17 protein-coding genes are annotated in these 19,326 nt (G+C 69.6%); 11 read left to right on the top strand and 6 right to left on the bottom strand.

Annotation, left to right across the window (positions count from 1 at the left end; all coding sequences use genetic code 11):
• On the top strand, positions 1 to 657 hold a 657-nt coding region (locus tag HR086_RS30385; protein ID WP_174467373.1), incomplete at its 5' end, for a PQQ-binding-like beta-propeller repeat protein.
• A 221-nt stretch (positions 658 to 878) separates the two neighbouring features.
• Here HR086_RS30385 and HR086_RS30380 read toward each other — a convergent pair.
• On the bottom strand, positions 879 to 3,200 hold the full coding sequence (locus HR086_RS30380) for an ATP-dependent helicase (RefSeq protein ID WP_141642265.1): 2,322 nt from the start codon (positions 3,198 to 3,200) through the stop codon (positions 879 to 881).
• 114 nt (positions 3,201 to 3,314) lie between these two features.
• Between HR086_RS30380 and HR086_RS30375 the strand changes: the two genes are divergently transcribed.
• The 4 genes from HR086_RS30375 to HR086_RS30360 all read left to right on the top strand — a co-directional run bounded on the left by HR086_RS30375 (position 3,315) and on the right by HR086_RS30360 (position 6,296).
• On the top strand, positions 3,315 to 3,800 hold the full coding sequence (locus tag HR086_RS30375; protein WP_174456542.1) for a PaaI family thioesterase: 486 nt from the start codon (positions 3,315 to 3,317) through the stop codon (positions 3,798 to 3,800).
• 123 nt (positions 3,801 to 3,923) lie between these two features.
• Positions 3,924 to 4,568, top strand: coding sequence for an RNA polymerase sigma factor (locus HR086_RS30370; protein WP_246137134.1), 645 nt, complete (start codon positions 3,924 to 3,926; stop codon positions 4,566 to 4,568).
• On the top strand, positions 4,561 to 5,118 hold the full coding sequence (locus tag HR086_RS30365) for a zf-HC2 domain-containing protein (protein WP_174456543.1): 558 nt from the start codon (positions 4,561 to 4,563) through the stop codon (positions 5,116 to 5,118). The genes HR086_RS30370 and HR086_RS30365 overlap by 8 nt, the downstream gene beginning before the upstream one ends.
• 11 nt (positions 5,119 to 5,129) lie before the next feature.
• Positions 5,130 to 6,296 (top strand): AraC family transcriptional regulator, encoded by a 1,167-nt coding sequence (locus tag HR086_RS30360; RefSeq protein WP_174467372.1) that lies wholly within the window; start codon positions 5,130 to 5,132, stop codon positions 6,294 to 6,296.
• 54 nt (positions 6,297 to 6,350) lie between these two features.
• Here HR086_RS30360 and HR086_RS30355 read toward each other — a convergent pair whose 3' ends face one another.
• A complete protein-coding gene (locus HR086_RS30355) occupies positions 6,351 to 7,538 on the bottom strand; it encodes a hypothetical protein (protein ID WP_174456545.1) in 1,188 nt (395 codons plus the stop codon).
• Positions 7,539 to 7,584: 46 nt separating this feature from the next.
• Positions 7,585 to 8,256: an RNA polymerase sigma factor gene (locus HR086_RS30350; RefSeq protein WP_141642259.1), complete on the bottom strand. Its 672-nt coding sequence runs from the start codon at positions 8,254 to 8,256 to the stop codon at positions 7,585 to 7,587.
• A gap of 428 nt (positions 8,257 to 8,684) precedes the next feature.
• Here HR086_RS30350 and HR086_RS30345 point away from each other — a divergent pair, with 428 nt between their 5' ends.
• From HR086_RS30345 to HR086_RS30330, 4 genes are all read left to right on the top strand, one after another.
• Positions 8,685 to 9,392 carry a metallophosphoesterase gene (locus tag HR086_RS30345; protein ID WP_174456546.1) on the top strand — a complete coding sequence of 236 codons (708 nt, stop codon included), beginning with the start codon at positions 8,685 to 8,687 and terminating at the stop codon, positions 9,390 to 9,392.
• 338 nt (positions 9,393 to 9,730) lie between these two features.
• Positions 9,731 to 11,497, top strand: coding sequence for a VWA domain-containing protein (locus tag HR086_RS30340; RefSeq protein ID WP_174456547.1), 1,767 nt, complete (start codon positions 9,731 to 9,733; stop codon positions 11,495 to 11,497).
• Between the two features lie 29 nt (positions 11,498 to 11,526).
• Positions 11,527 to 12,546, top strand: coding sequence for a hypothetical protein (locus HR086_RS30335; RefSeq protein WP_174467371.1), 1,020 nt, complete (start codon positions 11,527 to 11,529; stop codon positions 12,544 to 12,546).
• 21 nt (positions 12,547 to 12,567) lie between these two features.
• Positions 12,568 to 12,939, top strand: a complete 372-nt coding sequence (locus tag HR086_RS30330) for a hypothetical protein (protein WP_141642255.1) — start codon at positions 12,568 to 12,570, stop codon at positions 12,937 to 12,939.
• Between the two features lie 7 nt (positions 12,940 to 12,946).
• On the opposite strand, the gene HR086_RS30325 is transcribed toward HR086_RS30330, so the two are convergent.
• The 3 genes from HR086_RS30325 to nfi form a co-directional block, all read right to left on the bottom strand.
• Complete coding sequence (locus HR086_RS30325) at positions 12,947 to 13,444, bottom strand: DUF2267 domain-containing protein (protein WP_174467370.1); 498 nt, start codon at positions 13,442 to 13,444, stop codon at positions 12,947 to 12,949.
• A 104-nt stretch (positions 13,445 to 13,548) separates the two neighbouring features.
• Entirely contained in the window at positions 13,549 to 15,891 is a 2,343-nt protein-coding gene (locus tag HR086_RS30320; RefSeq protein WP_174467369.1) for a GMC family oxidoreductase N-terminal domain-containing protein, read from the bottom strand.
• A 194-nt stretch (positions 15,892 to 16,085) separates the two neighbouring features.
• The gene (nfi, locus tag HR086_RS30315) at positions 16,086 to 16,787 is read right to left on the bottom strand and encodes a deoxyribonuclease V (protein WP_174456552.1); all 702 of its coding nucleotides are present in this window, start codon (positions 16,785 to 16,787) and stop codon (positions 16,086 to 16,088) included.
• 299 nt (positions 16,788 to 17,086) lie between these two features.
• On the opposite strand from nfi, the gene HR086_RS30310 reads away from it, so the two are divergent.
• Together HR086_RS30310 and HR086_RS30305 are read left to right on the top strand one after the other, a co-directional pair.
• On the top strand, positions 17,087 to 18,118 hold the full coding sequence (locus tag HR086_RS30310; protein ID WP_141642251.1) for a hypothetical protein: 1,032 nt from the start codon (positions 17,087 to 17,089) through the stop codon (positions 18,116 to 18,118).
• 80 nt (positions 18,119 to 18,198) lie between these two features.
• Positions 18,199 to 19,326 (top strand): hypothetical protein (locus HR086_RS30305; RefSeq protein WP_174467368.1); only part of this gene is annotated, 1,128 nt, incomplete at its 3' end.

The raw sequence follows: 19,326 nt of genomic DNA, 5'->3' as shown, positions 1-19,326 counted from the left end.
GTCCGGTGGAAGACCCCCGCCCCCAGGCCCGATGAGGCCCACCTGGACGCCGGTCGCGGGCTCCCCTCCCCCGTTCTCGTGGACGGGCGGCTCGTGGTGGCGCTCGGCGACGTGGGGCTGGTGGCCCTGTCCACGGCGGATGGAGCCCGGGTCTGGCGGCAGGAGGTCCGGGGCGTCCTGGGACTGGAAGTCAGGGGGGAGGCCCTCTTCGCCAGCACGCGAGACAAGCGCGTCTGGGCCTTGCGGGCCCAGGACGGCGCGCCGCTGTGGGAGCAGAGCCCCGCGAAGGACCTCACCAGCCCTCCCTCCCTGGCCCTGGGCCTGCTGTGGGTGGGGGCGCGCGTAGAGGATGCACCGGTGCTGGTGGGGCTGTCGCCCGAGGACGGGAAGGAAGTGGCGCGGGTGGGACTGCCGGATGTGCTCACCACCCACGTAGCGGAGGCCCCCGGCGACGTGCTGCTGGTGCCCACCCACGGAAGACAGGGACGGCTCCTGGCCTTGAAGCAACCCACGTGGGAGCGCGCGTTCTCCCTCCGCACGGACACCGCGCTGCGCTCGCGGCCGGTGGTCCTGGGTGAGCAGGTCTTCGTACTCGGCCAGGATGGGCGGGTGCTGTCGTGGAAGCTGCGCCCACCGGAGCCTGAGCGCCGGCCGTGAAGTTTCCCGGCGCGACGTTGTCAGGAGGCCCCGCGGACGGGCGTCCTCTTCCCGCGCCCGGCAGAAGAGGCCCTACACGCTCTCGGACTTCGCTGGTTCGAATCCAGCTCCCTCCGTCACAGGAGGGATAGCCAAGCGGTCAAAGGCACCAGATTTCCATCTGGCGGTTCATCCTCACGGCTTCCTCACTCGGGCGCGGAAGAAACCCCGCGCGTCCCTCGCTAGCCTGGCATCAGGAAGCGGGCGATGACGCGCTTGAGCCCCACGGCGCCACCGAACTCCACCGTCACCTTGGCGTTCGGCCCCGAGCCATCCGTGGCGACGATGCGGCCCACGCCGAACTGCTCGTGTCGCACGCGCATGCCGCGCACGTCTCCGCTCACCGCGTCCATGTCCGACGCCTGCGAATAGGAACGGTCGATGCGCGGCCCGTCGTCCTCGTCCCAGCTCCGCTTGCGCGGGGCCACGGGAGCGGGCCGAGGCGGCTCTGGCACATCCTGCTCGCTGATGCCGAACAACTTGGGCGGCACGTCTCGCAGGAAGCGGCTGGGCGGGTTGTAGCGCAGCTCACCGAACAGCGAGCGGCACTGCGCCAGGCTCACGAAGAGCCGCTTGCGCGCTCGGGTGAAGCCCACGTAGCAGAGGCGCCGCTCCTCGGCCATCTCCTCCCCGTTGTCCGGGTCCTCGCCCTTCAATGCGCGTGAGTGCGGGAAGACGCCGTCTTCCAGACCCGTGAGGAACACCGCGTCGAACTCCAGGCCCTTCGCCGCGTGCAGCGTCATCAGCGCCACCCGGCCCTCGCCGACCTCCGCGTCCGCGTCACCCACCAGCGAAATCTGCTCGAGGAACGCCTGGAGCGGCGGAGTGTCCGCCGACAGCGGCGCGGCATCCACCTCGGGCGGCACCTCTGGAGGAGGATGGGCCGCGGCGGCCACGGCGGCAGCCGCGCGGTTCAGGTCGAACTCCTGCGCGGCGCCCAGGAACTCGCGAAGGTTCTCCGCGCGTGTCGTCGCCTCGTCGCTGCCCTCCGCGACGAGCGTCTCCACCAGCTTCGTCTCGCGCAGCATCTCGTCCACGGCGCTCGCCGCGTCCGTGGTTCCCTGCGCATAGACGTTCAGGGACTTCAGCAGCGCGTGGAACGTGCGCAACCGCTTCACCGCCGTGGAGTTCAGCGCGGGGATGCGCTCCGGCTCGGCGAGGACCTCGAAGAGGCTTTGCCCCTGGGTGTTGGCGTGGTCCGTCACCCGTTCGACCGTGGTGTCACCGATTCCACGCGCCGGGGTGTTGATGATGCGCAGCAGGTCCGCGTCCGAGCGCGGGTTCACCATCAACCGCAGATACGCGGAGGCGTCCCGCACTTCCGCGCGGTCATAGAAGCTGCGTCCGCTCACCAGCGTGTACGGCACGCGCGCCAGGCGCAGTCCCTCTTCCAGCACGCGGCTCTGCGCATTGACGCGGTAGAAGACCGCCATGCTGGAGTACTTGATGAAGCCCTCGCGCTGGAGCGCCAGAATCTGGCGAGCGACCTCCTGCGCTTCCATCCGCTCGTCGCGGTTGAGCATGAGCTGGAGCGTCTGGCCCGCGGGCCGGTCGGACCACAGCTTCTTCTCCATCCGTCGCGTGTTCTTCCGGATGACCTCGTAGGCCGCGTCCAGGATGTTCCGGTCCGAGCGGTAGTTCTGCTCCAGCTTCACCACCTTCGCGCCCGGGTACTCGCGGGGGAAGTTGAGGATGTTGTCCACGTCCGCGCCGCGCCAGCGGTAGATGGACTGGTCGTCGTCCCCCACCACCACCAGGTTCGCCGACGGGGGCGGAGCCAACTGCTGAAGGAGCGCGTACTGCACGGGGTTGGTGTCCTGGAACTCGTCCACCAGCACGTGGTGGAAGCGGCGCCGGTAGTTCTCCAGCACCTCCGGCCGCTTGCGGAACAGCGTCACCAGCAGGAGCAGCAGGTCGCCGAAGTCCACGGCGTTGGCCGCGCGCAGGCGGTCCTGGTAGGCGCGGTACACCTTGTGGACCAGTTGGCCGCGCTCGTCACCGGGCGCCACCTCCATGTCCTCGGGCAGCCGGGCCGCGTTCTTCTCCTGGTCGATGCGGCTCAGGATTTCGCGCGGTTGCATGGACTGCTCCAGCCCCGCCTCCCGCATGGCCCGCTTCACGACGTTGAGCTGATCCCCATCGTCGTAGATGACGAACGAGCGGGTGAGCCCCACGTGCTCCGCCTCGCGCCGCAGAATCATCGCCGCGGCCGAGTGGAACGTGCTCACCACCAGGTCGTTCGCCTGACGCCCCAGCAACTGCACCAGGCGCTCGCGCATCTCCCGCGCCGCCTTGTTGGTGAAGGTGACGGCGAGGATGCGCCACGGGAAGACCTCTTGAACCTTCACCAGGTGCGCCACCCGGCGGGTGATGACGCGCGTCTTGCCACTGCCGGCGCCCGACAGGACGAGGAGAGGGCCCGTCTGGTGGAGCACGGCCTCGCGCTGGGGAGGGTTCAGGTCTTCGAGGAGGGCGGATTCGTGGGCGTTCACGGTGGGACTCAAGAGGGGGCCTGTGCTTCTAACGTCTTTCTCCGTCCGGTGGGCGGCCTTCCACCACACCCGGACGCCCGGCCGGTCCCCTGGCTTTTCGCCCTCGGGTATAAAGGGCGAAACACCATGTCCGACTCCCCCTCAGGTCCTCCGTCGCGGCCCACCCAGGCCGCGCTGGACCGCTACGCAGAGCTCTTCAACCAGAGCCTGACGATGCGTCACTTCGGCGCCATCGTGTCCTTCCCCGAAGGCCGCAAGGTCGTCGTCTCCCTACTCGAGCTGCGGCCAGAGCACCGAGGGGGCGTGGGCAGCGCCGCCGCCGTCAACGGCGGCATCCTCGCCGCGCTCTTCGACCTGGCCATCGGTACCTGTGGCGCGCTGGTGGACCCCAGCCGCCGCTGCGCCACCGTGCAGCTCTCCATGAGCTTCGAGCGGCCCGTCACCGGCGACCACATTCGCGTGGAGGCCGAAATCGACAGCCAGGGCCTCACCCTCCTCTTCGCCACCGCCCGCGTGTACGACGAACAGGGGCGGATGTGTGGGCGGTGCCAGGGCGTCGTCCGCCTCTCCAACCTCCCCTGGTCCTCAGGGGAAAGCCCCGCCATCAACTGACCCTTGACTACCCCTCCGCACACCCTCCCGGCATCCGACGATATGTCCGCCTCGGACACACGTTACCCGGGCACCGGGGAGCGGCCACGTCCCGGAGACGCTTCAGAGCGACGGGAAGACGGCATGAGTGCAGCCGTGCAGGGCCTGCGGATGACGACGGTTCGACTACCGAGGGAAGCCGAGGAGCCGATGGAGGCGTCGCGCGGGACGGACGAGGAGTCCCTGTCGCGCAAGGCCCTCGCCGGGGACAGGGGCGCGTGGGACGCACTGGTTGCGCGCCACCACCGCCGCGTCGTGGTATCGCTCCTGGCCCGAGGCGTCCGGGTGGACCGGGCGCACGAGCTGGCCCAGGAGACGTGGGCCCGGCTCATCCAACAACAGCAGCGAGGGCTGCTGACGGAGCTGCGCCTGCCCAACCTCGCCCTCACCCAGGCGGCCTTCCTGGCCGCGGACGATGCCCGCCGCGTCCGGCGAGAGTCCATCTCCGGGGCGGTGGAGGAATTGCCCGAGCGCCAGCACCCGGTGGACCCCTCCGTGTCCGCCGAGCGTCGCCTGCTTTCCGAAGAGCAGCTGTCCCGCGCCCATGCCGCGCTCGCCCAGGTGTCGCCGAGCGCGCGGAGCGTGTTTCTCCTGGCCTGTGACGGCCAGGAGCTTCCCCATGCCGAAGTCGCCGCGAAGGTCGGTCTCTCCGTCCAGCGCGTGCGGCAGATCCTGTGCGAGGTCCGCAAGAAGCTGCGGACCGCGCTCGAGGAGGAGACCCATGCTTAAGCCCCACCTGACCCGCGACTCCGCGGAGCAATACATCCTGGGCGCGTTGGCCCCGGAGAAGGCGGCGGCGTTGGAGGCCCACACGTTGGAGTGTGAGCCTTGCGCCGTGCTGCTGCAGGAAGAGGCCCTCCTGTCCGAACAGCTCACCGAGGCGGCCAGCACCTTCCCCCAGGAAGAGCGCGTCATCCGCCCCGCGGCGTGGCACGCGCGACGCGCGGTGACGGGCGCGGCCATCGCGGCCCTCGCTGCCGCCGCTTCGCTCGCACTGGTGCTGCTGACCGGCGACAAGGCGCCCCATCCGTCGCTGCCCGACAGCCTCGATCCACGGCCGCCCATGGTGGCCGTGGACCTGGATGACGGCGACTCCCCGACGAAGACGAACGTCGTCGCCTGTCCGGACCTGGCCACGCAGGACTTCTGCACGCGCAAGGCCGCCGAGCGCGGCCTGCTGGTCATGAATCCCGGGGGCACCGCCGAGGTCCCCCGCTACGAGGCCCGCACCGGCCTCCCCGAAGGCGCGCTGAGCGCGCGCCAGCCCGTGTCGCTGTGAGGACGCCCGCCATGGACTTCCGGAAGAAACTCGTCGCCCTGCTGCTCGCCCTGGCCGCTCCGGTGGCCCTGGCGCAGCCGTCGGGCGGCGCCCCGAAGCTGCCAGTCGGCTGGTACGTCACGGAGAGCGCACCCAAGCGCTACGAGGCCGGCGTGGACAACAGCGCGCCCTGCGAGGGCGCTCGCAGCGCGTACCTGCGCTCGCTGTCGCTCGACGAGGCGGGCTACGGCACCTTCATGCAGGCCTTTGGCGCGCAGGACTTCCGCGGCAAGCGGCTGCGCTTCTCCGCCGCCGCGCGCGTGGAGGACGTGGACGGCTGGGCCGGCTTGTGGATGCGCGTGGAGGGGCCGGACCCGAAGCAGCCCCTCGCCTTCGACAACATGCAGTCGCGCGCGCTGGTCGGCACCCGTGGCTGCAAGCGCTACGAGGTGGTGCTGGACGTCCCCAAGGAGGCCACCACCATCATGGCCGGCCTCATCATGAGCGGCACGGGGCAAGCGTGGCTGGACGGCGTGCGCTTCGACATCGTGGACAACACGGTGCCCGTGACGGACCTGCTCGCCGCGCGCCCGGTGGTCGCCTCCACCGGCCCCGCCGGGCTGGACGAAGTCGCGCCCGTGGCGAAGAACGACCAGGTCCCCCTGGGCCGCGTGGGCGACGTCTGGTTCAACCATGGCCGCGTCGCGGCGGACAAGCCGTACACCCGGCGCACGGATGGCGTCTGGGTGAGCATCCTCTCCGAGGAGATCTACGAGCACGGCATCGAGGTGACGGGCACCTTCGGCCAGCGTCAGCTCGACCTGAAGGTACGGGCCGGCACCTCGAAGACGCTCATCGACGGCACGTGGGGCGGAGAGCCCGTCAGCATCATGCTCTCTCCGGACACCCTCACCATGAAGTGGGGCCGGCTGACGCGCGAGCTGCAGCGGGACAAGAATGCCGCGGTGGACAGCACCTGCAACCGCTACCAGGTCAACGAAGGGCCGCGCATCATGGACCAGATCGACGTGTGCGGCGCGGCGCTGGGCACCCGGCCTCCGCCGGCCCAGCTCGTCACGGCCTTCCTGGCCAACGGCTTCCGCCGCTCCACGCCGGCTCGCAACTTCCCCATTCCGCAGCCGCCCGTGCTCAGCCGGGAGGCGCTCGACACGCAGCGCACCGGCACTCCGAATCAGTAGCAACCCGGGAACAGTGGGGCCCCGCGCTCACCGCGAGGGCCCCGTCCCGCGAAGTCAGAAGGCGAAGTCGCGCTCCAGCGTCTCGCCGCCAGCCTGCACCGTGAGGTGGGCGGAGCGCGCGCCGGTGGAAGACGCCGTGGACAGGTCGAAGGCCAGACCCTCCGGCCCGGACGTGGGCTTGAGCGAGGGACGGCCGGGACTGAGGAACACCGCCGCCGTCACCGTCCGGCCCGCCAGGGGCTGCACGAGCAGCTTGACGCGCTGACGCTCGCGAACCAGCACCACGCGGAACTCCCGCCGCTCTTCCAGAATCTCACGGTGCTCCGGGTGGCGCGCCGCGGAGGGGCGCTGCGACACCGGCTCGCGAGAGGAGCGCGCGGAGCGGGCCATCGTCCCGTCCCCCTCCTCCATCTCCAGGGCTTCCTCAATCGCGTCGTCACCCTCGCCCAAGGCCAGCACCGCCTGGGCGCACTCGCCACAGCGCGCGGTGTGCGCATCCATCCGCTCGCGCTCGTCCGAGGACATCATCCCCATGTCGAAGCGCCAGAGGTCATCTTGCGTGAGATGGCGACGCGGGGGCGCATCCACGGGCGCCGCATCCGCGATGTCCGCGCGGCACTCGGCACAGCCCTGGATGTGGGGGGTGGGCGATTGGGGCGCGCCTGTCCAGGTGGCCACCAGGTCATCGCAGCCGGCCCGGGAAGCGAACCACCAGGCCTTGTCCTGCTCCGCCGAGTCGAGGAGTTCGAACTCCTGCCGACGCTGCGGGTTGAGGGGAATGAACCAACGCGCTCTGGGACGAAGCGACGAATCCAGGCTCCCGAGCGACTCCAGATAGCGGTCTCGATTTCGAGCGCCCTCACCGTCCAAGGAACCGTGGAGGGCCTCCCAGGCGGCCAGCGCAAATGCGGCGGAGGCGGCCCTGTCCCGAGCGGCAAGTCCCTCCAGCGCCGAGGCCCGCCACACTTCCGCCTCGTCCCCGCCGTCCAGCGCCACTTCCATCGCTTCTTCCGCGGCCCTCAACAGCACGGGCTGGAGCGCCTGCGGTTTCTGCGCTTGGAGCCAGGTCTCCACCCCCGGTCGACCGAGGCCGCGAAGGGCGGCCTCCACACCTTCTGTCCCCAGCCGGGTCGCCCTCCTCAACAAGTCCCCCGCGGCTTCGAGGACGACTCCTGGTGAGGTGGACCCGGCGGTGAGAACAGAACGACGGGCGGCGTAGCGAGACATGGCATCGGTCTTCATGACTTCATTCCTCCTGAATACCCCGGGGTGTGACCGGGAAGGAGGCTCACGCTTCCTCCCCTCGTGGCGACTCGCGCTGGAGATCCAGCAGGTAGAGCTTCAAGTAGGCCTGGGCGCGACTGACGCGCTTGTAGGAATTGACCACGGTGATGTTCAAGCGACGCGCGCATTCCTCGTGATCCTCCACGTCCTCGTGGTGATACAGCTCCCATGCCGAGGCTTCCTTGGGGTGCTCCTGCTGGAGTCGTGCGAACGCGGCCCAATACAGCTCCTGGGCGTCCGCCCGCTCCTCGGTCCTCCTGCCCATCTCCACGGCGCGAGACCGCTCGGACGGCGACTCTTCCATGGCGTCATCGGGGTCCGACGAAGGCGCCGCGAGCTCCTCGCGGTGCCTCCGGTAGAAGTCGATGGCCACGTGCTTGACGATGCGCAGGAAGAACGTCTTGGGAGACGCGCTCCGGCCCGGCATCTGCTGGGAGATGCCACGGAACTGATCCAACCCGCGGTCGAGGAACTTACCGACCGCGTCCTGGAAGAGCTCGTCCGAGTCCGCTGGGGACCCACGGCCGTAGCTCGCCTGAATCTTGCTGATGACGTACCGGGCAGGCCGGTTCCATCGCTGAACCAACGTACCGAGCGGGCCTCCAATGGGCTCGCCCGTGGCGCGGCGGCGGACCACCTCCGCGAACAATTCGTCATCCGTGAGCTGCTCGAACACCGGAAGGACCTGAGGGCTGTGCCCGGAGAACCGCCCCGGGAGATGGGGTTACAGGGATGTGGCGCGGCAAGGTACCACGTTGGCATCCGCAGGCAGCCTCCGAGTGGAGCAGAGGACCCCGGCCACCCGGACGACCGGACAGACGGAGCACCCAGGGAGGCCCGACCCGCGGGGCGCCGGTTTCCTGACAAATATCCCCCAGGAGAATGCGGGTGGGGGAGCGGGAATTTCCTCGTCAGGAACCCGGAAAGGCCGCGTCCCTGGCCGCAACGCTTTCGAGCGCCCGGCCCGAGAGGCCCTACACGCAGTGGTTCGACTCCACGCACCCGCCACCCGGTGGGTGACGCCGGCGGTCCGGCACTGAACTCCAAACTCAGCCCACCGGCCTCTCGACTCGGGCGCTCACTCTTCTTTCAAGGAACCGTGTCATGTCCCCCCGCACCATCGTCATCGGAGATCTCCACGGCTGCCACGACGAGGCCCTGGAGCTGCTCGCCAAGGTGGGGGCCACGTCCAGCGACCGGGTCATCTTCGCCGGGGACCTGGTGGACCGGGGCCCCAAGCCCCGCGAGTGCGTGGAGCTGGCGATGCGGCACGAGGCCATCCTCGGCAACCACGAGGAGAAGCACCTCCAGCAGCGCCACCGCGAGGATGACCGGCTGCTGCCGGACCACCTGGCGACGCGCCAGGCGCTCGACACCGAGCACTTCGACTGGATGGCGGGGCTGCCCCACTACCTCCGGTTGCCCGAGCACAACGCCATCGTCGTGCACGCCGGCATGCTGCCCCACCTGCCTGTCGAGAAGCAGGACCCCTACCACCTGCTCCACGCCCAGTGCATCCAGCCGCCCGGCAAGAAGAGTTGCTGGCCGTCCAAGGCACCGGCGGGATGGAAGTTCTGGACCCACCACTGGACGGGGCCAGAGCGGGTCATCTTCGGACACACCGTGTTCGACCAGCCGCTCGTCACCGAGCACGCGGTGGGTATCGACACCGGCTGCGTGTATGGCCGCTCACTGACGGCGGTGGTGTTGCCCACGTGGGAGCTCGTCTCGGTGCCTGCCCGGAGAAGCTACAAGGGTGGCAAGGACGTCGCGCGGTTCCCCATCCACGGCGACGTGTGCGTCTACTCCTGAGCACCCGCGCCTGACCGCCACCCGGTGGCGGTTGCGCATACAGCTTCGCGCCCGGCCGACGGGGCCAGACACGCCTGAGAGATGCGGGTTCGAGTCCCGCCGAGGCCGTCAGGCCTCGTAGTTCAACTGGCAGAACACTGGACACTCAATCCAGCAACACAGGCCTCGTCACTCGGGCGCACCCTCTCTCCCTCTCATCCCAGCTTCGCGCGGGTGGCCGTGCCTGGTGCACGAAAGGCCCCCGTGCGTTCCACGCGCGGTGCACTCCCCTCACGCCCTTTTGCGCCTGGGGTCCGCCCCGCGCCTGACCCGCCGCACGTCCCGAAAGGTGGCACCCCATGACGACCGCGAACCAGAACACCCCGCTGCTGCCCGAGACGCAGCGTGGCCCCGCCGAGCGCCTGCTGGACCTGGTGCTCAGCGGCTCCGCGCACCTGTGGCACAACCGGCCCGGGCTGGACGTGAACGGCACGTGGGTGGCCGCGGCGCACGCCACCCCGGCGCAGCGCACGCTCGGCAAGCCCGTGAAGCCGGGCCTCTTCGTGCCCGCGGCGGTGCGGCTCTACCGGCAGCTCCTGGACATCCACCGACTCAACTCGGAGCTGATGGCGCACTTCGCGTCGTACGCGCTGACGCAGACGGACTGGCGTGACCTGAAGGTGGCCACGTGCGCGCTCATGCTGGTGCAGGAGCACGCGGGTCAGCCCGTGGTCGGCGAGGACGGGAAGGTGGCGTTCCACGACGACGACTGGCGCGCCATTGGCGAGGCCATGGTGCTGCACTACGAGCGCAAGTCCACGCGCATGCTCACGCCCAAGGCGGTGCTGCGGGTGGCGGAGCTGCTCGAGCTGCCGGACATCGCGCGCCTCAACCGCGAGGCGGGCTTCGGAGACCCCGCGTCCCGCAAGGCGCCCATGGGCCGCTGGAAGCGCGTGGCGTCCCGGTGGCTGGCGGCGCGTGAGGCCAACCTGCCCATGCTCCAGGGCCTGGTGAAGGCGGGCTACAAGGAGACGCTGAAGAAGCTGGCGCGCAAGGCGGGGTACAAGCCGCGCGCGCAGGGCTTCTTCGAGGTGCTCGGCTGGAAGCAGAAGCAGTCCGAGGGCGGGCACCGCACGGTGGGCCTGAACGGGCTGACGCTCGTGAAGAGCCAGCGCTTCGACGGGTTGTCGGAGGCGGAGATCTGCGAGTGGATCGAGCTGGAGCGCCTCTCCTACAAGGAAGTGGTGGGCCGGCTGCCGAAGGACCTGGGCATGACTCCGGCCATCATGGCGGCGCTGCTGCCCTCGTTGTCGGACAGGGACTTGCGGCTGATGACGCCGACGCTCGAGGAGCTGGGGCTGTTGGCGGAGCCCTCCGTGCGCGGGCGCTGGGAGAAGGCCGTCCAGACGGCGACGGACCAGCGCGCGCTGAACATCGCGAAGAACGTGCGCAGCGAGGTGCTGCGCCAGAAGCTGGAGGAGGCGAGCGACAACGCGGCACGACAGGCGGTGGCGGAGGCTACGGCGGAGACCGACGTGAGGGTCATGTTCCTCATCGACAAGTCGGGCTCCATGGAGGGCGCCATCGAGAACTCGAAGGAGGCGCTGGCGCGCATCCTCGCGGGCTTCCCGATGGAGAAGCTGCACATCGCGGCGTTCGACACGATGGGCACCGTCCTCAAGCCGAAGGCGTCCAACCGCACGGCGGTGCAGCACATGCTCGAGCGGCTCAAGGCGTCGGGCGGCACGACTCACGCGGCCGGGGTGCATGCCCTGCACCGCGACGGCGTGAAGGTGCCGGAGGGGGCGAAGTTGGTGGTCATCGTCGTGGGCGACGAGGCGGGCGAGGCGGGAGACCAGTTCGCCCGGGCGTTCCGGGACTGCGGCTACACGGTGGCGGCGCTGGCGTTGCTGGTGAGCGTGGCGGGGGGCCGTGGCAACACGGTTCGCACGTGCGCGAGCTTCATGAAGGTGCCCTTCAGCGAGGTGAACGTGGACCAGTTCGCGGACCCCTACCAGGTCCCCCGGGTGCTCAAGGCGCTGCTGGATGCGCCGACGCAGCCTGGTGCCAGCCAGTCCGGCTGGGTGGAGCGGGTGATGCGCACGCCGCTGTTGAAGGTGGCGTGAACCCGAAGTCGTGGTGACAAGGAGGCGGCGTGGACTACCGGAAGTTTCTCGGAAAGGTGGAGTCGGCGGTGCTGCCGTATCTGGGCGGCGGCACCGTGGACACCGCTTCGCGCCGCCTCCGTGTCACCTCCCCCGTGGCGCCGGGGTGGTGGCGCTTCGAGGTGAAGGGGCGGGAGGCCACGGCGCGTGAGCCTGCCAGCCCAAAAGGTCTGGACAGGCTGCCGCGCGTGCGCGGTCACATGTGGGGCGCTCGGCTGGTCCGCGACGGCGCGGTGGCCGAGCCCCTGGAGTTGATGCCGGAGGAGGAGCCCGCCGTGCTCGCGCCCGTAAGTGCCCGGCGCTGGCATGACGGTTCACTGCTGTTCGACGGCGTGGACTTCGAGGGCGAGGCGGAGGACCAGGCACGTCGAGCCCTGGAGGAGGGCCAGCCGCTCTCCACCGTGAAGGGCGTGAGCGCGCCGCTGCGGGCGGCCTATGGCTATGCGCTGCTGGAGTCGGCGTCGCGGACGCTCGACATCCGCTTCGCGCCAGCGGAGACGCGCGGCCGGGTACTGCGGGTGGCCGAGCAGGGCCGGGTCGAGGCGGAGTCCTGTCTGCGTGCCCTCGTCGCGGAGCGAGAGGCTCATCGGCGCGCGCTCGCGGCACGGCTTCTCACGGCGAGCGTGCAAGCACAGGCGGCGCAGACAGCGGAGGCAGCGCGGGCGCGGGCCGTGGAGTTGGCGGAGCGGGCTCGGCGGCAGGTCGAGTTCACGGGGGCTCGACACGGGCGAGGCACGCCGGTGGGCGACCACTCGCGCGCGGAGGTCGCGCTCCAGGGCGCGGGGGCGCGGTTGCTGAACCATCGACGGATGGGGGGACATCAACTGGAAGTGACGTTTGCCTTCATGGGGGAGCGCTTCATCTCCGTCGTCGACGCGAACACGCTCCAGGTGGTCGACGCGGGCGTGTGTCTGGCGGGAGCGGACAGCGAGGTGACGCTGGAGAGCCTTCCCTCGGTCATCCGCGAGGCCATCGACACGGATGTCCTGGTCATCACCCGGCACGCGTGACGTGCGGAGAGGAGGAGAATCATGTCGACGCAAGAGGTCTGTCTGCTCATCGGCCAGGACGAGGAGGTGCTGTGGTGCGAGACCTCCGACAGTCCCGTCCTGCTGCCGGACTCCCGCACGCGGTGGGAGGCCATCTGGTACTGGCGTCACGAACTGGTGGAGGTGGCGCACAGTCATCCCGAGGGGCCGCTCGGCTTCTCCTCCGAGGATGAGACAACGATGACCGCGCTGACGGAGGCGCTCGGGCGCGCACCGCGCTTCTCCGTCGTGGCCCCCGGCGGCATGGTCGCCCGCGTCGAGGGCCGCGATGTCTGGGTCTCCGACGAGCCCTGGTGGGCCGAGCCCCTGCGCGAGGTCTCGGGCATGACTCACGCGCCCATGGCACGCGCGTGAAGCCCGCTCAGCTCGGGCGGCGCCACAGCTCCTTGAGGTCCTCGGGGAGCTGGTCCATGACGTCCTCGGCTTCCCCTTCGCTGATCTGATCTCTCACGGCGTTGAGGACCGCGCGCACCACGGGCACCACCGCGTCCGGGTTGAGCGCCAGGTCCTCCCCTACGCGCTTGAGCAGTTCCTCGCGACCGAAGCCCCCTGGCAGTTCATCCTCGTGGCGCTCGCACCGGTGCAACAGCTCCGCCAGCTTGCTGGGGAGTTGCGCCTCCAGGTCCTCTGTCTCTTCGCTGTTGATGCGCTGCTCCACCGCGCAGAGCACGGACACCGCGGCCTGCTCCGCCACCGCGGGCGACATGCCACCGCGCTCGCACAGGTGCTTGATGAAGGCCCGGTAGGTCTGGCTCGCGTGCGCGGCGCTTCGCCGGGCACGACGGGCCTCGATGGGCAGCTCGCCGCGCGCGCCTTCTCGTGAAGCCCGCCGGCCCTCTTGCTCCCGCTTGTCCGCCATGACCTGTCCTCCCGATGTGCCTTCGTGGGCATCAGGTTGCCCACGGCCCACCGGAGGAGCATCACTCGACCTGCATGGAAGGCGGGCCGCCGCCTCCCTGCCCGCTACGCGGCTTTACGCACGTAGGTGTCGTAGAGCGCGCCGAAGAAGAACCGCCCGAAGCGCAGCAGCGTCGACAGCCGACGCGAGGTGTCTCGGGCACTCGGCACACGCAGCGTGGAGAGCTGCACGGCGAAGTCCTTCGCGTTCAACCGCAAGAGCCCCCGGGCGATGCAGGGCCCCGAGGCGTCATTCCCCCGGTGTACCGACACGAGCAGCCGCGTCGTGTCCACCCAGAGGTCGAAGCCCGCGTCGTCGTGGACGTCTTTATAGCCGTCGAGGAAGAAGCGCTCGCCCGACTCTGCCACCAGAGGAAGCTGGTAGTGCATCCGCCGCCCGCCCGGTCGCGCCGCCTCCCTCGTCATCAGATGCAGCTCGCCTCGCTCCACCGTCAGGGGCCGAGGAGACAACGACAAGGCCTCCACCACGCCAGAGAGTCCCAGGGGATGCAGCGGGTCTTCCAGCGTCCGCTCCAGGTCCTGCGTCTCCACCGTGACGATGAAGCGCAGCTGGGTCGCGTCGATGCGCTTCGGGTCTCCGGCGACGAGCGAGTTCTCCTCCACCGCGCCCGAGATGGAGCCGTACATCGTCTCGGTGAAGCGCACGCCCACTGGCACCCGCGCTCCCACGTCCGGCTCCTCCGTCGCGGGCGTGTAGTCGATGGTCCACCCGTACCGCTTCGCCATCAGCGCGGCGCAACGCTCGGCCACGGCGGAGAGGGTGAAGAGGGGGTTGGTCCCCAGCGGCCTCGGAATCACCGAGCCGTCACTGACATAGAGCCCGCCATGAACCTCGGTGCCTTCCTCGTGGGAGAAGACACGCCCTTCATGATCCACGACACCCGCGCTGGCGTCCTCGGCCATGACACAGCCACCGAGCGGATGCGTGCAGAGGACCTCATGTCCGGTGAGTCGATTCCACAGCGGGTTGCGCACGAACGTCCCGCCAAGGGCCGCCGTGGCTTCGCGCAGTCGACTGTCCACCCGCGCAAGCTCCGGCTGCGTGCCCACGTCCGGCCAGTTCACCCGAACCCGGTCGCCCTCCAGCCGCAGCTCACCGATACCCGCGTCGTGAGACATGACGAGGAAGGTCTGCGTGTGCCGCATGGCCCCATGGTACGGCCCGCGCACCGCGCTCTCCGCCACGCGCGCAAGCTCCTCCAGCTTGTCCTTCAGCCCCTCGTCCGTGTCTTCCCCGCCCACCGCGGCAGCGGCGGCGAGCAGCCCCAGCATCGGCCTTCCGAACGCCCCCGGCATGGCGCCATTCTCGATGACCATGCCGTCCTCCTGTCGGGAGGTCGCACGCGCGTCGATGATGCCGCTGATGGTCGGCCCCACGGGCTCGCGACCTTCCGCCGGATGCGTCCCGTGGCCCACGCCATTGATGGGGACGTCCGTGTTGTAGCCAAAGGCCATCACATCGCCATTGGCGCTGAAGCGTTGGCCCAGCATCCCCGACAACGGCAGGCCCAGTGCGCGGGAGCGCAGCAGGATTTCCGCTGTGCCCATGGTCCCCGCGGCGAGCACGACCATGTCCGCTGTCACCCACGGGTCCGGCGCCTCGAAGCGCTCACGGCCGCTGTTCATCGGCCGGTAGTAGATGCGCCAGCGTCCGCCGTCGCGCGCCAGGTAGCGCACCCCCACCTCGGTGAAGAGCTTCGCACCGTGGCGGTGCGCATCCGGCAGGTAGTTCATCAGCACGGAGTTCTTCGAGCCCTGGTTGCACCCGGTGAGGCAATCCCCGCACAGCGTGCAGGCGCCCTGTCGCACGCCCGCTTCATTCACGCCGCCCTCGAAGGAGACCGCCAGCGGTGGACGCCGGAAGGTGCCCCCCAGGTGGCGCGCGGCCCGCTCCATGGCCTCCAGCGAGGCCAGGGGCGGCGAGGACTCGGGATAGGGCGTGGGACGCAACATGCGCTCGGCCCAGGTGAAGCCGTCCTCGAGGCGGCCGGGCACATCCGCGCGAAGCGCCTCGGGCCAGCGCGCATCCTGGAACACGCGAGGGTCTGGCCGCAGCGTGACTCCGGCGTTGATGAGCGACGTGCCGCCCAGACCGCAGCCCGTCACGACGGCCACGTCCCCACCCCGGTGCAGCTCGAACAGGGCCGTGGAGCGACCCAGGTCGACGCCGCTCTCCGCCTCGAGGTGGACTTGGAATTCCTTGGCGAAGTCCGCCTCCGTGCGCGGGTAGTCGCCCGGCTGCAGTTCGCGCCCGCGCTCCAGCACACACACCTGGCGACCTGCGCGTGCGAGCCGGCTGGCGGTGATGGCACCCCCATAGCCCGACCCCACGACCACCACGGAGTAATGGGACTCCAGCTCACTCCACCGTGACGACAGCCTCCGCATCGACACTCCCAATGGCGACCCCCGCCCTCGCTTCACCACCTCCGGGGTACGGTGCCAATGCCCTGGCACTCCTTCCCGCGAAGGCGGCCGGGGTGACGTCCGCCCGGGCAGCCCAGCGCCAGGACCACGACCCCGTCATGAGGACTCCGGACATAGAGGGGGATGGGCCGGCGGTCAAATCCATGGGAGTCGCCTCACTCCAGCTCCGCGGCCTCACCGTCCGCGCGCCTCAGCGCATTCACCAGCCGATGTGCCTGGCGCGTGGTCTCCGGCTCGCGGTACTTCGGGCTGGCCCGCAGCACCAGCTCCACTGCCGTGGGCAGGTCCATCAGGTGACCCGGTGACACATAGACGGGCTGCACCGCCTTGCGCGTGCGGACCGCCATCCCCACGACCTCGCCCTTGTGGGTGATGGGTGACGTGGCACCTCGCGCCTCCCCCAGCTTGCCGTGCGTCCCCACCAGCAGGGACTTGCCACAGCCGATGGAGGGAATCCCGAACAGCAACCCACCATGGCTCGCGATGCCCAGCCTGCGCGGATGCGCGATGCCGTGCCCGTCGAAGATGAGCACGTCGGGCTTCACCGTGAGCCGCTCCCAGGCGACCGCCACCACGGGCAGCTCGCGAAAGGACAACAGGCCCGGCACGTACGGAAACCCGAGGGTGACCGCGGAGCCAGCCTGCGCCACCGGAGAGAGCGTGGCCGCGTCCAGCACGACGATGCCGCCGAACCCCGTGTCATTCCCCTTCTCCGTGGACACATCGGCGCCCGCGATGCGCGCCACCCGAAGTCCCGCGGGCGGATGGAGCACCACGCGCTCCTTGAGCTGACGCTGAAGCGCCACCGCCTCCGTCGGCGTGACATCCCAACGATGCATCTCCGGCTGAAGCTCCATGCGGGGTCCGCCTCCTCGTGTGCCCCAAGTCTGCGAACCCGCACCGCTCCGGCAACCCGCCACGGCACTCGCGAGCACCTCCGGCGTGAACCATCCAACGTCCACACGGCCCCGGCGGGCTGACCACGTGTCCCCTGTCACACTGCCCTCCGGGTCCGGCCTGGAATGCCGAGACACCGTGCGTACCCTGCTCGCTCCCAGGCATCGGTGAAGCCCGCTCCCATGGACCTCTCCCCGAGTCACGCCTGGGTCGCCAGAGGGGCCGGCCCACGGGAGCGTCGCATGTCCGGGAGTATCTGATGCGTCGAGTCCTCGCAGGCTGTCTGGCCGTATCCGCGCTGGGAACCACCTTCCCCGCCGCCGCGTCTGAGTGCGGCTACACCGCGGCGGGCTGGAATGCCCCCAACGGAGCGGTGGTGTTCAGTCGCAGTGATGAAGGTCCCATCCGCAATGTGATTGATGCCATTGGCGAGTTCCGCACGCACTCCATGCTCTCGCATGGCGCCACGGGAGGCGTGACTCACGCCACCATGAGGGACCCCGACCAGAACTCATGGCCCACCGTCTGCGGAACACCGCTCAACATCAACCAGCTCCGGGACGGCTACCCCGGGCTGGAGCAGATCAACCAGGGCGGCATCTACCATTACCTGTACGACGCGAATGGCCATGGCCCCGACTGGACCGCGTGGCAACTGGGAGACGCAACGGGCGCGGCGCGCATCGCGGACAGTCTCTGGTTCAACCACCCGTATGCCAGCGATGTGTCCCGCGTCGACGGCAGCCAGCTCATCGACCGGCCCCTGTGGAACGGGGCGCGCGTGCCGTATTCGTTGTTCCAGTACAGGGACGTGGAGTCGGCGCACCAGATTCCCGGCGGCGCGGCCAACAACGGAATGATGTGCTCGAGTTTTCTCGCCTACGCCCACAACTACGCGGGCAGGGGCCTCGTCACCACGCACACCTATCCGCACGAGGTCATCGCCAACGCGTCCAATACCATCCACTGGGGCGTGCATGGCCAGTGCAAGGAGTCGCTCGGCTGGTTCGAGAACGCCGCGCTGACCGTCATCTGCCCCGTCTTCTGGAACGTGTGCACCAACGCCGGCAACCAGGTGGCCAACTGCATGTCCGCCAATCGCTGCGACACGAGCAGCAGCGTCATCTGGAAGGGCGTGCGCGACGACCCCAACGCCACCGCCACCTCCATCAGCCCGGACCGCATCGGCGGCTGGAGCGTGCATCCCGTCTCCACCACGCTGTGGGCCTCCGACTACTCCCACCAGCTCCAGTGGAACTCCGGCGGCAACGTCTACGGCTGCTGGCAGTAAGCGCTCTTCCCCACTGAATCGACAGGAGCCCCCGGATGAATCCCTCGGAACCGCCCTGGTGGCGCCGAAGACTCACTTTCATGCTCGGTCTCGGAATCGCGGCGCTGGTGGCCGGCGGGTTGCTCTCCCTGGAGCCACCCGCTCCGCCAGATGCCACGCCTGTCGCCGCGGCGGACCACCGTCCTCCACCCACGCCCACCAGCGCCGCTCCGGTGCTGCCCACGAAAGTGGAACCCGTGGTCCGCCCCGCACCGAAACCCGCGCCCGCCCCCATCATCGACAGCGTGACGGTGGAGAAGCAGGAGGTCTGCTCCGGCGAGGACAACCTCATCAACGTCCGGGCGCACTCGCCGGACGGCAATGACGCCTATCTCCACACCACCATTGGCGCGGGCATTGGCATGCGCGTTCCCCTGCGTGTCTGGCGCGAGCCGGATGGGACGTACGAGCTGCCCACCGTGACGGTGTTCGGCAAGGACAACGTCGCCACCACCGTGCAGGTGCCCCGATACACCGTGAAGGACTGCGAGCCCGAGCGACTGGTCGAGGTCTTCTCCCGGCGCGCCCCCAACACCGAGGAGGACTTCGAGTTCCTCGCGCGCATCCTCGAACCACCGCGAAGGGACAAGGCCGCACGGGCTTCTTTCACGCCCGTGCGGTTCGTCTGGACCTTCGACGACCAACACACGGTGACGACGAGCACGCCCATGGTGACCCAGACGTTGAGCCCCGACGTCACGCGTCCCCGCTCCATGTACGTCCAGCACCTCGTCCGGGTGGACGTGTTCGATGCCACGGGCAAGAAGGTGACGGGCCGCTCGTCGCTTCAGCTCCTCGACAGCACCTTCGAGAACTTCGACAAGAAGGGCGTCGTCACAATCCTGGCGGTGGGAACCCCGCGATTTCCCGTGGAGGATGCGGACGGCGTGGTCCGACAGAGCTTCCGCCTGTCCCACCGCTGGAAGGGACCCGTGCGACTGGAGCGCGTCACCGCGCTGCGAGCGCGCACACCGGAACCCGATGCCCCGCCCCTGCCCGAGGACACCGAGGAGGTGAACCTGGGTGTGGACATCCTTCCTGAAGGCCGGGGCGTGGACATCCCCGTCTCACTGGGCACCCGGTCCGAGTCGGGCGTGTCGCAAGTCACCTACCTGCTGGAGGGCACCACCGCGGACGGGCACCCCGCGCGCGGAACCTTCTCCGTGATG

The organism is Myxococcus sp. CA039A, assembly GCF_013336645.1.
Lineage (GTDB): Bacteria > Myxococcota > Myxococcia > Myxococcales > Myxococcaceae > Myxococcus > Myxococcus llanfairpwllgwyngyllgogerychwyrndrobwllllantysiliogogogochensis.
The sequence above is the reverse complement of the archived record's forward strand: the minus strand, read 5'-3'. Positions and strand labels throughout refer to the sequence as shown.